The organism is Rhodanobacter sp. TND4EL1 (assembly GCF_054061035.1).
In genome coordinates this window covers 157,082-170,048 of sequence record NZ_JBSSDT010000001.1, presented here as the reverse complement: position 1 = coordinate 170,048, position 12,967 = coordinate 157,082, and the positions used below count along the sequence as shown (strand labels likewise).

At 65.1% G+C, this 12,967-nt stretch carries 12 protein-coding genes and 1 pseudogene; 6 read left to right on the top strand and 7 right to left on the bottom strand.

From position 1 onward, the window contains the following. Positions 1-8 precede the first annotated feature (8 nt). The 3 genes from ACVWWQ_RS00880 to ACVWWQ_RS00870 all read right to left on the bottom strand — a co-directional run bounded on the left by ACVWWQ_RS00880 (position 9) and on the right by ACVWWQ_RS00870 (position 2,600). A complete protein-coding gene (locus ACVWWQ_RS00880) occupies positions 9-467 on the bottom strand; it encodes a BON domain-containing protein (protein WP_208321619.1) in 459 nt (152 codons plus the stop codon). 241 nt (positions 468-708) lie between these two features. Further along, positions 709-1,911: an alpha/beta hydrolase gene (locus ACVWWQ_RS00875; protein ID WP_133950642.1), complete on the bottom strand. Its 1,203-nt coding sequence runs from the start codon at positions 1,909-1,911 to the stop codon at positions 709-711. A gap of 173 nt (positions 1,912-2,084) precedes the next feature. Then, on the bottom strand, positions 2,085-2,600 hold the full coding sequence (locus ACVWWQ_RS00870) for a DUF2127 domain-containing protein (protein ID WP_133950644.1): 516 nt from the start codon (positions 2,598-2,600) through the stop codon (positions 2,085-2,087). A gap of 201 nt (positions 2,601-2,801) precedes the next feature. On the opposite strand from ACVWWQ_RS00870, the gene ACVWWQ_RS00865 reads away from it, so the two are divergent. Beyond that, positions 2,802-3,284 carry a nuclear transport factor 2 family protein gene (locus tag ACVWWQ_RS00865; protein WP_133950646.1) on the top strand — a complete coding sequence of 161 codons (483 nt, stop codon included), beginning with the start codon at positions 2,802-2,804 and terminating at the stop codon, positions 3,282-3,284. Between the two features lie 199 nt (positions 3,285-3,483). Here the strand turns inward: ACVWWQ_RS00865 and ACVWWQ_RS00860 are convergent, their stop codons facing one another. After that, positions 3,484-3,867, bottom strand: coding sequence for a GFA family protein (locus tag ACVWWQ_RS00860; protein WP_133950648.1), 384 nt, complete (start codon positions 3,865-3,867; stop codon positions 3,484-3,486). Positions 3,868-3,939: 72 nt separating this feature from the next. On the opposite strand from ACVWWQ_RS00860, the pseudogene ACVWWQ_RS00855 reads away from it, so the two are divergent. Then, positions 3,940-4,059: pseudogene (locus tag ACVWWQ_RS00855) on the top strand (IS3 family transposase); the annotation flags it as partial. Between the two features lie 85 nt (positions 4,060-4,144). Here ACVWWQ_RS00855 and fabV read toward each other — a convergent pair. Continuing rightward, on the bottom strand, positions 4,145-5,344 hold the full coding sequence (gene fabV, locus ACVWWQ_RS00850; protein ID WP_133950650.1) for an enoyl-ACP reductase FabV: 1,200 nt from the start codon (positions 5,342-5,344) through the stop codon (positions 4,145-4,147). Positions 5,345-5,480: 136 nt separating this feature from the next. Here fabV and ACVWWQ_RS00845 point away from each other — a divergent pair, with 136 nt between their 5' ends. From ACVWWQ_RS00845 to pdeM, 4 genes are read left to right on the top strand one after another with little or no spacing between them, the layout of a single operon-like run. Continuing rightward, positions 5,481-6,488, top strand: a complete 1,008-nt coding sequence (locus ACVWWQ_RS00845; protein WP_133950652.1) for a ligase-associated DNA damage response exonuclease — start codon at positions 5,481-5,483, stop codon at positions 6,486-6,488. Next, entirely contained in the window at positions 6,488-8,083 is a 1,596-nt protein-coding gene (locus tag ACVWWQ_RS00840; protein WP_133950654.1) for an ATP-dependent DNA ligase, read from the top strand. Before ACVWWQ_RS00845 ends, ACVWWQ_RS00840 begins: the two co-directional genes overlap by 1 nt. After that, positions 8,040-10,484, top strand: coding sequence for a ligase-associated DNA damage response DEXH box helicase (locus tag ACVWWQ_RS00835; protein ID WP_133950656.1), 2,445 nt, complete (start codon positions 8,040-8,042; stop codon positions 10,482-10,484). Before ACVWWQ_RS00840 ends, ACVWWQ_RS00835 begins: the two co-directional genes overlap by 44 nt. Beyond that, complete coding sequence (gene pdeM, locus ACVWWQ_RS00830) at positions 10,481-11,143, top strand: ligase-associated DNA damage response endonuclease PdeM (protein WP_133950658.1); 663 nt, start codon at positions 10,481-10,483, stop codon at positions 11,141-11,143. The genes ACVWWQ_RS00835 and pdeM overlap by 4 nt, the downstream gene beginning before the upstream one ends. On the opposite strand, the gene ACVWWQ_RS00825 is transcribed toward pdeM, so the two are convergent. Then, on the bottom strand, positions 11,144-11,869 hold the full coding sequence (locus ACVWWQ_RS00825; RefSeq protein ID WP_133950660.1) for a copper homeostasis protein CutC: 726 nt from the start codon (positions 11,867-11,869) through the stop codon (positions 11,144-11,146). Further along, positions 11,866-12,852 (bottom strand): N(4)-(beta-N-acetylglucosaminyl)-L-asparaginase, encoded by a 987-nt coding sequence (locus tag ACVWWQ_RS00820; protein ID WP_457383331.1) that lies wholly within the window; start codon positions 12,850-12,852, stop codon positions 11,866-11,868. The genes ACVWWQ_RS00825 and ACVWWQ_RS00820 overlap by 4 nt, the downstream gene beginning before the upstream one ends. Between the last annotated feature and the right edge of the window lie 115 nt (positions 12,853-12,967).

Below are 12,967 nucleotides of genomic sequence, written 5' to 3'. Positions count from 1 at the left end.
CTTGGGGATCAGGGGGTTTTGATATCAAGCTGGTTGTCGACACGGGACACGCCGGCAATGCCGCTCACCAGCGTCTCGACAAGCGCCTTCTCGTCCGCACTGGTCACCGGGCCGCGCAGGGTGACCACGCCGTTGGCCGCGATGAGCTTGAGGTTATGCGCCGAGGTCGAGAGCGCCTTGTCCTTGATGATGGCGCGACGTACGCGGGCGGCAAGCTTGATGTCGGTCTTGTCGTTGGGCTGGTCTACCGGCGTCATCGTGTTCGACGACCGATCGCGCTGGTTCACGCCGGTGTTGTCGGCCGAATGGGAGGAAACGGCCGGAGCCGGGGCCGATTGCTGGGCAAAGGCACCGCTGGACAACGACAAAGCCAGCACACAGGCCGCGGATGAAACTAGTAGTGATGGAATGTGGCGCATGAGTTCAGGTCCGTGGGGGAAGAACCGCCAAAGATGCCCGGCGGACATCCTTTATCCAGCAGGTGAAGTGAACTGAGCGTGCAACCTGCGCGAGTGCCGCGTCGACAAACGAAGGCACGTCGGGGGCACGCTTCACCGGTACCGGCATCCTCCGGAGGGATTCATGCCCGGACAAGCTCGTTCGCCAACGAAGCGCGTTCGTTCCAGGTGGTCTTCCTCCTGACTATCGTCCTGGCGGCTTGTTTCGCGATGCCGACATCCGGTCTTCTCGCACGCGCCTCCGGCACCGTCAGCGCTCAACCGGAGCAGCCAGCACCTGCATGGCGCTTTCAGGAAATTGTGCAACGACGGCTTGCACATCCTTCGTTGGCGGACCCCCCAGGGTCTCGGCGAAAAAAGCCGCCAGCAGACGGGTCGTCAAGTCCAGCCCGCGAGCGCCGCTGATTGAACCGTAGTTGTTCTCGCGCAACTTCCGGGGCATGGCGGCCGGCGGCAGCAAGGCAAAGTCCTCGAAGTTGGCGTGGAACATCCCGGCCACTCGAACGCGGAACGCGCGTGGGCTTTGGCTGGCCACACTGCGCCAGACGCGATCGCGGCGCACTTCGTTGTGCTCGGAGCTCCAGTCGCTGATTGGCTGGGCCGCTCGGCCCGGCGGCTGAGACGACACATACAGCAACGGCACGTGTGGCCGCGCGTCTGCCGCAGCCCCCATGAAATCGCCGTCCAGATTGGCTGCCGCACGCACCTCGGCCACACGCGCAGATGCGAGGATGGCCGCCGCGCCGCCGACCGAATGGCCGAACGCGCCAACGCGCCCCATCTCCAGATGACCTGTCCAAGGCTCGCCAGGCGCCACATCGAGCGCGGACAGTTCGGCGATCGCCGAAGCGATGTCCTGGGCCACCGTGTCATAGCTTTCGTCGTCCAATGGCTGGGCAAAGGCGAACCGTTGCCCGGGCAACGGAACGACCTCGCTGATGCCGGGAGACGCAATCGCCAGAACTGCGTATCCGCGCGAAGCCAAGCCCTCGAGCAGCGCGCTGTAGCTGGTGGGCAACTGGCGATGACCGGGCGCAAAAATCACCACGGGAAACCGGCCAGGCGCCACGGCGCCGGCGCCGGCGTGCCAGCGCGCGTTCAACATCGCGTGCGCAGCGGCAACGCCCAGTTTGCGCTCCAGGCCGGGTCGCGCGGCCGTGGCCCAAGCCCCGTCCAGCGCGACACCCGCAAGCGCGGGCACGTCGATGCTGGGGTAGTAAAGCCAGCCAGCCAATTCACGCTTGCCCGAGGCCGTATCGGGGTCGATTCGTGTTGCGTCGGTCCATGTCAGCAATCGGCGACCGACGCCATGCTCGCTCGGCATGGGCGTGACCAGCACCGCTACATGTTCCGGAGGTTCTTGCACGGCGGTACAGGCATGGCCTGAAACCACCATCCACAGGGACAGGACGACCGATCGCGTGAGGCGCGGGCACAAGGCGAACAGGGACATGCGCAATCTCCGTCGCGAAAAGAACGCCAAGACTCTGGAGCGCCACAAAACACGGTGCAAGTGTCATTGGTTCATGCAGCGGATCTGCGGTGGGAATCACCCTGCCCCAGGGCCGCCCCGGAAGAACCCCGCGCGGCCCCGGTCTTCGCCAATCCACACGACGAGTACGCCGATCACTCGACTGAACGCGAGGCGCGTGACCGCAGAGCGACACGTACCAGATACACCACGATCGCGATGTTGGCGATCAGCGCGCCAAGTTTGAACCAGCTGAAACGGTGCACGGCCTCATAGATTTCCAGCGGCACCAGCGACCCGGTGGCGATCACCGTGAACCATTCAGCCCAATATTTCTGCAACCCCAATCCGATGCCTTCCGTCGCGAATACCGCCGCATAGGCCAGCGCGATCACGCCAATCGCCACGAATTTGCTCGGCCCCATCGTCTGCAGCTTGTCCACCAGTTTCCAGCGCAGACCGTTGCTGTCGCTCAGCGACAACTGCTCCAGCCAATGCACCAGCTGCTCGAAGTGCTCCGATCGATCCAGGTGAAACGCCGCGATCGCCACCAGGATCAGTCCGATGGTCTTGGCGGCCTTGTACACCGCGATGACACTGATCCACCCACTGCGGCGCGGCTTGCGCGCGTGGTTCGGCGCGGCTTGGGGCTCTCGGTGGCTGTCGGACATGGCAAGGCATTCTGGAATTCGGAACTCGAGTGTGCCGCTGCCCGCGTGTACAAGTGATGCAGCGATACCGACCGGTGAAAAGCCGCGACCTTGCCGATGGTCTCGGCAAGCTAAGTCGTGCAAGGCCGACTTTCGGCCCATGTGATGTTGAAAACAGCTGAATAGCATCAGGCTCTTGCCGCACCACTCGACGGAGGCGCCATGCAATTCCGCAAACTGTTGTTCATGTGTCTGACCACCGTGGCATCAAGCGTGGCCCTTCGCCCGGCTCTGGCCGACTCCGCTGCCACCCCCGAAGCAGCGGCCCGGCAATATCTGGCCGCCGAAAAGGGGTTCGACCAGGCAGCGCTGGCGAACGTGATCATGCCCGGCTTCGTGGAGATCAGCCCACGTGGTGAGATCGATGAGCACGACCGCGTGCTGTCTTTCTACACGGCAGAGCAAAAGCCAGACTCGCCGCCGCCGGTGGCATTGGGTGAATTCCAGACCCGCACGAACGGCGATATCGCCGTGATCACCACCATCATCAGCTACGCCCTGCCCGGCCACTCCATGACCTTGAGCGTCGGCATGACGGCAACCCGCACACCGGATGGCTGGAAGCTGGTATCGGCGCAATACACGCCGGCCAAACCGAAGCCGTCAAAGCCGGCGGTAACGGCCAGTACTGCCCGCCCTGATTGACGGGCCGAAAGGCGACAAACTCGACTGCCGCTTGCGCCGTAGCAGCCTGATGAGCTCGCGATGGCTGCAGCTGTGCGTCAGCGACCGAACCGGCTTGTTCGGAATTGATGGACGTCCATTGAAGGCTTGGTGCCAGGATGAGCGGCGGCGATGCCATCGGCCTTGACCGAACTTTCAGGCCGCACGACACGGCGAGTGTTCAATCAAGAAATGTCCACGTATCTGCCCCATCAAAGCGCCTGACAACCACTGACTCGAGGAGCTTCGGCTCGAAGTTGCGCAGGTTCACCCCGTGCCGAGCACCAGCCGTGGGATCCAGTGGCTCCCAGTGAGTGACCATGCCGCAGGTCTTGCAACGCAGGTTCCTCAGCATCCGGTCACCCCAGACGTAGTCTTCCGTGTTCTCGGGATGACCTTGAACAAGCACGGTGCCCAGCTCGTAATACGCCCAAATGCCGCCGGACCGACGGCATAACGAGCAGTTGCAACTTGTGGCCTCGTCCGGTGCAAATGGAAGAGTGAGGCGAACCGCTCCGCAATGGCAGGAACCGTGAAGCGATGGTGTTGGCTGCTCGTGTCCCATGCGTCGAAATCCTGGTTGTTGTGCCGCCTGATGCCTGAATTGAACCGTGCCGCGAAAAGGGTATTGGCTGATGCACGAGCAGACGTTTTTGATTACATCGAACGCTTCCACAATCCCCGAATGCAACGCAGAATCGACACGCGGGACCAAGCCTTTACGGCCTTAACTCAACTGTCTACGAAAACGGGGTAGAACCCCAATAACGCATGTGGGTCATTGGCGCATACCCATAAAGCGGCTGCTTTTTTTCATGCATGCTGGCGAACAGCGGGGTCCCTCACCCCTCCAGACAATCAAACCGTCGATCTGCATCAACCTCCGCCTCGTAATCCACGTCCGCCCGATCAAAGCCGAACAGCTTGAGGAATTCGTGCTTGTAGCCGGCGTAATCGGTGATCTCGCGCAGATTCTCGGTGGTCACCGCAGGCCAGATCGTCTGGCAGGGAATCTGCACGTCATCGCGCAGCTCCCAGTCGTCCAGCCGCACGCGTCCTTCGTCATCCAGCGCCGGGGCGGCGTCATCCGCGCGATACAACCGGTCCTGGAACAGGCGATTGGCCTGCTCGATCGGGTTTTCGTGGATGCCCTTCTCTTTCATGATCTTGAAGGCGATGGACACGTAGAGCGGAATCACCGGGATAGCGGCACTGGCCTGGGTGACCACGGACTTCATCACGCCGACGTAGGCTTCCAGGCCGGGATGGCGGCTGCGCAGTGCCTTGGCGGTGTTGTCCAGGTGCTGCTTGGCCTGGCCCAAGGTGCCGTGCCAGTACATTGGCCAAGTGATTTCGGTGCCGATGTAGCTGTAGGCGATGGTCTTGGCGTGGTCGGCCAGCACGCCGGCGGCGCTCAGCGCGTCGATCCACAGCGCCCAGTCTTCGCCGCCCATCACGGTGACGGTGTCCTTGATTTCCTGTTCGGTGGCCGGCTCCACGGTGGCCTCGATCACCGTGTCCTTGTTGGTGTCCACCGAGGTGTTGTGGAACGGCTCGCCGATGGTCTTCAGCGCCGAGCGCACCAGCTCGCCAGTGTCGGGCATCTTGCGCACCGGCGAGGCCAGCGAATAGACGACCAGGTCGATCGGGCCGCCGAGATCGTTCTTGATGATCTCGATCGCCCTGGCACGGGTTTCATGCGAGAACGCGTCGCCGTTGATCGACTTGGCGATCAGGCCGGCCTGCTTGGCCGCCTTGTCAAACGCGGCGGCGTTGTACCAGCCTGCGGTGCCGGTCTTGTCGGGGCTGCTGGGCTTTTCGAAGAACACGCCCAGCGTGGCCGCGCCGTAACCGAACGCGGCGGTGATGCGCGATGCCAGGCCGTAGCCGGTGGAGGCGCCGATCACCAGCACGCGCTTCGGGCCGCGGCCTTCGTGTTTGGTGGCCTTGGTGATCTCGATCTGCTCGAGCACGTTGCGCTCGCAACCCACCGGGTGGGCGGTGACACAGATGAATCCGCGGACTTTGGGCTTGATGATCACTCGGTGGCTCCTGCGACGGTTCGGCAATCCGTCATTTTAGCCATGCGTGACATCCATGCGCTTCCGTAGGGTAAGAACGGCGGCGCAGGCGGTTGTCTTGTCGTGGCTTTGACGCCCGCGTCCGTAGCTTGCACGGATGTCCGACCCCCTGCTCGAACCCCGGCCGGAAGGCCTCTACTGCCCCGCCGGGGACTTCTTCATCGACCCGATGCTGCCGGTGTCGCGCGCGGTGGTGACACATGCACACGGCGACCATGCCCGCTCGGGCAGCGCGCGGTACCAAGTGACGGAAGCTGGCCTGGGCTTGATGCGCGAGCGCCTGGGCGCGGATGCGATGATCGATGCGCATGCCTACGGCAAACGTTTCACGATGGGAGAGGTGACCGTATCGCTGCACCCGGCCGGGCACGTGCTCGGCTCCGCCCAAGTGCGGATGGAGCACGCCGATCGGGTAGTGGTGGTGTCCGGCGACTACAAGCGCGACCCCGACCCCACCTGCGTGCCGTTCGAGCCGGTTCCGTGCGATGTGTTTGTCACCGAATCCACCTTCGGCCTGCCGGTATATCGCTGGCCGCCGATGGATCAGGTGATCGACGAGTTGCTGGCGTGGTGGGATGACTGCGCCCGGCGCAAGGTGTCGGCGGTGTTGTTCTGCTACGCCCTGGGCAAGGCGCAGCGCATTTTGGCAGAACTGGCCAAGCGAACCGACCGCACGGTGCATCTGCATGGCGCGATGCTGCGGCTGGTGGAAAGCTATCGCGAGGCCGGCGTGGCGATGGTGCCGACCGCGCCGGTGAGCGAGTCGGCACACGGTCGCGACTTTGCCGGTGAGCTGATCATGGCGCCGCCGTCCGCTGCCGGGTCGCCATGGATGAAGCGCTTTGCCAAGGCATCGACCGGCTTTGCGTCGGGCTGGATGCAGATCCGCGGCAACCGTCGCCGCCGCGGCTATGACCGCGGCTTCGTGGTGTCCGACCACGCCGACTGGCCGGGGCTGCTGCGCAGCGTGCGCGACAGCCAGGCCAGCCGCATCTATGTCACCCACGGTGACGGCGAAACGTTGATCCGCTACCTGCGCGAGCAAGGCCACGACGCACTGTCGCTGCGCGTGTTGCGCGGGATCGACGCCGAGAGCGACGGCTGATGCGCCGCTTCGCCGCCCTGTATGCCGAGCTGGATCGCACCACCTCCACCTCGGCCAAGCGCGAGGCGATCGCGACCTACCTGCGTGAAGCGCCGCCATCGGATGCCGCGTGGGCGGTCTATGTGCTGGGCGGTGGCAAGTTGCGACGTCTGGCCAGATCCGGCGAGCTGCGTCAGGCGCTGGCGGAAGCGACCGGTTATGCCGACTGGCTGATCGACGAATGCTACGAGCAGGTGGGTGACTTGGCCGAGACGATTGCGTTGATGCTGCCACCGGGCGATGGCAGGTTGTCCGCCGTGCCGCTGCAGAGCTGGATGGAAGAACGCTTGCCCGATCTGGGCAGGCTGGAAAGCGATGCACGCGTGGAACGGCTGCGGGCCTGGTGGTTGGCTTTGTTGCCGGCTGAGGTATTTCTGCTCAACAAGCTGATAACCGGCTCGCTGCGCGTGGGCGTATCGCACAAACTGGTGGTACAGGCCTTGGCGCAATGGTCCGCACAGCCGACCGATCTGATCGCGCACCGCATGAGTGGCGAGTGGCGACCCTCGGCGGAGGCCTTGGCCGCGCTGGCCGCGCCCGTGGCAGATGACGAACATCTGGCTGACCGCCCTTATCCTTTCTTTCTGGCCTCGCCGCTGGAACACGAGGTGGATACGCTGGGTGAGCCCGCCGAATGGCTGGCCGAGTGGAAGTGGGACGGTATCCGCGCCCAACTGATGCGCAGGGGCGACGCCGTCGGCCTGTGGTCGCGTGGCGAGGAACGTCTGGACGGCCGTTTCCCCGAGATCGAACGCGCCGCGCTCTCACTGCCCGGCCAGGCCGTACTGGATGGCGAAATACTGGCCTGGGACACCGCATCGAAGCTGCCGTTGGTATTCACCGCGCTGCAAAAGCGCATCGCCAAGCTGAAACCCGGGCCGAAACTGCTGGCGGATGCACCGGTGCGTTTCATGGCGTACGACGTGCTGGAACACGAGGGTGCGGATCTGCGTGAGCGGCCACTGCACGAGCGCCGCGCGCTGCTCGCCAGGCTGCTGGAAGGCACCGATTCCGCCTTGATGATGTCGCCGTCGATCGAGGCCGCCTCATGGGCCGCGCTGGCCCGCGAGCGAGAGCAGTCGCGTGAGCGGCAAACCGAAGGCCTGATGCTGAAGCGGTTGGATTCGCCGTACCGCGTAGGCCGCAAGCGCGGCGACTGGTGGAAGTGGAAAGTCGACCCGCACACGATCGACGCGGTGCTGCTGTACGCGCAGCCCGGCCACGGTCGGCGCAGCGGGCTGTTCACCGACTACAGCTTCGGCGTATGGGATGGCGACGCGCTGGTAACCGTGGCCAAGGCCTACTCAGGGCTCGACGACAAGGAAATCGGCAAGCTCGACCGCTGGATACGCGCGCATACCACCGAACGCTTCGGCCCGGTGCGCGCGGTGGAAGCAGTGCATGTGTTCGAACTGGCGTTCGAGGCGGTGCAGCTTTCCGGCCGCCACAAATCCGGCGTGGCCGTGCGCTTTCCGCGCATCGTGCGCTGGCGCACCGACAAGGGCATCGGCGATGCCGACAAGCTCGACGACCTCCGCCGCCTGGCGTCGGGCTGAGGCCCGCCTGCGGGCGTGGTTTGCCACGCTCGAACGCAAGCCCGCCGCGTTCCAGCGCGCGGCATGGCGCGCATGGGCGGACGGCCGGAACGGATTGATCCACGCCCCTACCGGCACGGGCAAAACCCTGGCCGCCGTCGGTGGCCCCCTGATTGACGCGATGCTTCGGCCCCAGCGCGGCCTGCAATTGCTGTGGATCACCCCGCTGCGCTCGCTGGCCACCGACACTGCGCAACACCTCACCACGGCCGTGGAAGCGATGGAACTGCCGTGGCGCGTGCTGCGCCGCACCGGCGACAGCACCAGCAGCGAACGCGCCAAGCTGCGTCGCGGTGACTGCGAGTTGCTGGTGACCACGCCGGAGAGTCTGGCGCTGCTGCTCAGCTATCCCGACGCGGCCGATCGGTTCAAGCACTTGCGCGGGGTGGTGGTGGACGAATGGCATGAGCTGATCGGCAACAAGCGCGGCACTTTGCTGCAACTGGGCCTGTCGCGCCTGCGCACACTGCAGCCGGCAGTGCGCGTCTGGGGCTTGTCCGCAACGCTCGGCAATCTGGAAGAAGCGCTGGACACGCTGGCAGGCGAAGGCGTGCTGATCGGCGGCGGCGCCAACAAGAAGGTGCAGATCCAGACCGCTCTGCCCGACGACGGCGAACGTTTCCCCTGGGCGGGTCATCTGGGCTTGAAGCAATTGGCGCGGGTGTTGAAGGCGGTCCTCGAGGTGCGCTCGGCGCTGGTGTTCGCCAACACCCGCTCGCAGGCGGAGTTGTGGCACGAGGCGCTTTCTTCGGTGTGGCCGGAAGCGCCGGAAACTCTGGCCATCCATCACGGTTCGATCGATCCCAAGCTGCGCTTTGCCACCGAGGAAAGCTTGCGCCAGGGCACGTTGCGCTGCGTGGTGGCCACCTCCAGCCTGGATCTGGGCGTGGATTTTTCCAGCGTGGACCGGGTCATCCAGATCGGCAGCCCCAAGGGTGTGGCGCGACTGCTGCAACGCGCCGGTCGCAGCGGCCATGCACCCGGACTGCCATCGAAGATCCTGTGCGTGCCGACGCATTTGCTGGAGCTCGCCGAAATCGCGGCTGCCCGCCGTGCATTGGCAAGGCATCATCTGGAACCACGCCGACCGCTGCGCGGCTGCCTTGATGTGCTGGCCCAGCACCTGATGACACGCGCGCTGGGCGGCGGCTTTGAAGCCGACCAGGCCTACGCGGAGATCGGCAGCACCCGCGCTTACGCCCAACTGCCGCGAGCCCAGTTCGACGCCGTACTCGACTACCTTCAACGCGGCGGCACTGCCTTGGCAGGCTATCCGGAATATCACAAGCTGCAGTGCGACGAAACTGGCCGCTACCACGTGGAAAGCAGGCGTGTTGCCCGGCTGCACCGGCTGTCCATCGGCACCATTACGGCTGACGGCAGCGTGCAGGTGCGCTACCTGAAGGGCGCGCGCCTGGGCGCGGTGGAAGAAAGCTTCGTGTCGCGCTTGCGCCCCGGCGACCGCTTCCTGTTTGCCGGCCGCAACCTGGAACTGGTACGCGTGCGCGACATGACCGCGTTCGTGCGAAAGGCGTCGAACCGCCAGGGCGGTGTGCCGCGCTGGATGGGCGGGCGCATGCCGCTGTCCGGCGAGCTCTCGGCCGAACTGCGACGCATACTGGCCGATGGCGACGCGCCGGAGGCAGAAATGAAGGCGCTGCGGCCGCTGCTGGCGATCCAGCGCCAGCAGTCGCGCGTGCCGGCCGACGACGAGCTGCTGGTCGAGCGCTGCCACACGCGCGAAGGTGACTATCTTTTCGTCTATCCATTCGCCGGCCGGCTGGCTCACGAAGGACTGGCCGCCGTGCTCGGCTATCGCCTGTCACGGTTGGCCAAGGCCGATTACGGTTACGCGATCAACGATTACGGCCTGGCGATCACCGCGCGCAAGCTGCCGCCGCTGGACGCTGACGTGATGCACCAGCTGTTGCATCCGTGGCATTTGCGTCGGGACATCCGCGCCAGCATCAACCTCACCGAACTGACCCGACGTCAGTTCCGCGAAGTGGCGCGGGTGGCCGGACTGGTGTTCAACGGCTACCCCGGCAGCGGCAAGACGCTGCGCCAGTTGCAGGTATCCAGCGGATTGCTGTTCGACGTGCTGCGCCAACATGATCCTGGCCATCCGCTGCTGTGGCAGGCCGAGCGCGAGGTACTCGATCAGCAACTGGATTACGGCCGTCTGCGCGACTGCCTGATCCGCTGCGCGCGCAATCGCCTGTTGTGGGTGCAGACGCCGCGGCTGAGCCCGCTCGCTTTTCCGCTATGGGTGGAACGCCTGCGAGGTGGCGTGCACGCCGATGACTGGAAGAGCAGGGTCGAACGCATGCTGGCCACACTGGAAAAGGCGGCCACCCGATGAACGAGCTGCGCTTGACGGTTGCCGGCGAACGGCTGGAACTGCACAGCGAGCGTGCCGTGTACTGGCCGCGTGCCAAATCCCTGCTGCTTGCCGACGTGCATTTCGGCAAGGGGTCGGTATTGCGCCGTGCCGGCATCAACCTTCCCACTGGCCAGACTTCGAGCGACCTGGCGCGGCTGGACGCGCTGATTGCGCACTACCAACCGGCCGAACTCGTCGTGCTCGGTGATCTGGTGCATGGGACGGCGCCTGTGGACGCACCGTGGATCAGCATGGTCGCCGCATGGCGCCAACGCCACGCAGCGATCGGCATGAGCCTGATCGCCGGTAACCATGACCGGCATTTCGATGCGCGCCAGCTGGGTTTTGACATTGTCGGCGATGACCTGGCTCGGCCACCCTTTCTGCTGCGCCATGCGCCAGGCGTGGTTCCGGGCAGCTACGTGCTGGCTGGACACGTGCATCCGGCGATCACCCTGACCGACGGCTGGCGACGCCATCGCGTACCGGCGTTCCGCTTTGCCGCCATGTCGGGACTGCTTCCCTCGTTCGGCGCGTTGACCGGGCTGCATGAAACACGCGCACAGTCAGGCGAGCGGATTGTGGCAATCACGCCGGGTGGCCTGGTTCCGCTTGACGCAGCCAGCCGTGGCGGCTGATCAACCTGCCGGCTGCAGGGCCATGACCATGGCCTGCACGGCGCGCACCTCACTGCGCAGCTCGCCCTGCTGCATGTCATCCAGGTGCGGATGCCGGTGCTGCATGCGTGATTGCAGCCTGTGCTTCGCTGACGCGTGGAATTGATGCGCTGCAGTGCGCATGGCCAGTTCCGCGATGTTGTGCGCCGTAATGCCGGCGCCCGGCATCACCTCGATGCGATCCGCAGCTTGAATTACCAGCGCCCGGATCTGCGCGGCCCCGTCGACTGCCGTTGCTGCGCCACCCGAAGTCAACACCCGCTCGCAACCCAGTTCGATCAAACTCTCCAGCGCCTGCGACGGGCGGCGAACCATGTCGAAGGCGCGATGGAAGGTGATTCCCATGTTGCCTGCGGCAGCCCGCAGCGCGCGACAGCGCGACATGTCCACCTCGCCCTCGACATCGAGCACACCGAGTACCACGCCATCGCAACCGGCTGCTGCGCAGGCTTCGATGTCGCGCCGCATGGTTTCGCACTCGAGGTCGCTGTAGAGGAAGTCGCCGGCGCGTGGGCGGATCAGTACGTACAGCGGAATGCTCAGATGCTCGCGGGCCAGTGCGATCTGCGCGTGCGACGGCGTCAGCCCCCCCAGTTCCAATGCCGAGCACAGTTCAACGCGCCCTGCTCCGCCTTGCTGGGCGGCCAGTGCGGAGGCCACCGAGTTGGCGGCGATTTCCAGTATCACGAGTAGCTCGTGGTGTAGACGCTTTGCGACGGAACCAGGGCGTCCTGCTTCCTTGCATCACACACCGCGTAGGCAAAGCCATGCTGGATCGCGTACGCGCCGACTTCGCCGGCGCGGTTCATCGCGAGGAAGCCGACTTGCAGGGTCTTTGAAGCCTCGCGGCGCTTCCTAACGATGCGCATTACCGCCTCCTTGCACGCCTCGTGCGGGGTACGGCCTTGACGCATCAGCTCGACCACCAGAAAGCTGCCGGCGTTGCGAATCACTTCTTCGCCGACACCGGTGGAGGTGGCGCCACCGATCTCCCCATCGACGTACAAGCCGGCGCCGATGATCGGGCTGTCGCCGACCCGTCCGCGCATTTTCCACGCCATGCCGCTGGTCGTGCAGGCGCCGGCCAAGCGGCCCTGCGCGTCCAGCGCCAGCATGCCGATGGTGTCGTGGTTGTGTTCGCCGCCCGGCAGACCCGTGCGGCCGTAGTCGCGCACTTCGCTGTTGATGGCTGGCTGGTAGTGCGCCGTCTTCTGCCACTCGTGCCAGGCCTTTTCGGCTTCCCGGGTGAGCAGGTTCTGCTTCTTGAAGCCTTGCTCCAGCGCGAACTGCAACGCGCCCTCGCCAACCAGCAGCACGTGCGGCGTGCGTTCCATCACCCGGCGCGCGACCGAGATCGGATGTTCGATGTGCTCGATGGCTGCCACGGCACCGCAATTGCCATCGGCGTCCATGATGCTGGCGTCGAGACTGACGTGGCCGTCGCGATCGGGATAGCCGCCTTTGCCGACGCTATGATTTTTCAGGTCGGACTCGGGCACCTGCACGCCGGCTTCCACCGCGTCGAGCGCATGCCCGCCCTTGCCGAGGATGGCCCAAGCCGCCTGATTGGCGGCAATGCCGAAATCCCAGGTCGAGACCACTCGCGCGCCGGAGGCTTTCGCGCCATGGGTCATCGTGGTGGCAGCAAGCTTGCCGCCCCAGCCAAGCATCGACGCGGAAACTCCCCACAGGGAGGCTTGGAGGAAACGCCTGCGATCAGTCATGCCCTTCTCCGGCTCAGGAAAGCAAAAAACCCCGCACAGGATGCGGGGTTTCAGTCTTGCC

Coding starts and splice junctions, on each gene's coding strand:
- ACVWWQ_RS00880 (WP_208321619.1), bottom strand. CDS start 467: ATGTCCGCCGGGCATCTTTGGCGGTTCTTCCCCCACGGACCTGAACTC.
- ACVWWQ_RS00875 (WP_133950642.1), bottom strand. CDS start 1,911: ATGTCCCTGTTCGCCTTGTGCCCGCGCCTCACGCGATCGGTCGTCCTG.
- ACVWWQ_RS00870 (WP_133950644.1), bottom strand. CDS start 2,600: ATGTCCGACAGCCACCGAGAGCCCCAAGCCGCGCCGAACCACGCGCGC.
- ACVWWQ_RS00865 (WP_133950646.1), top strand. CDS start 2,802: ATGCAATTCCGCAAACTGTTGTTCATGTGTCTGACCACCGTGGCATCA.
- ACVWWQ_RS00860 (WP_133950648.1), bottom strand. CDS start 3,867: ATGGGACACGAGCAGCCAACACCATCGCTTCACGGTTCCTGCCATTGC.
- ACVWWQ_RS00845 (WP_133950652.1), top strand. CDS start 5,481: ATGTCCGACCCCCTGCTCGAACCCCGGCCGGAAGGCCTCTACTGCCCC.
- ACVWWQ_RS00840 (WP_133950654.1), top strand. CDS start 6,488: ATGCGCCGCTTCGCCGCCCTGTATGCCGAGCTGGATCGCACCACCTCC.
- ACVWWQ_RS00835 (WP_133950656.1), top strand. CDS start 8,040: ATGCCGACAAGCTCGACGACCTCCGCCGCCTGGCGTCGGGCTGAGGCC.
- pdeM (WP_133950658.1), top strand. CDS start 10,481: ATGAACGAGCTGCGCTTGACGGTTGCCGGCGAACGGCTGGAACTGCAC.
- ACVWWQ_RS00820 (WP_457383331.1), bottom strand. CDS start 12,852: ATGCTTGGCTGGGGCGGCAAGCTTGCTGCCACCACGATGACCCATGGC.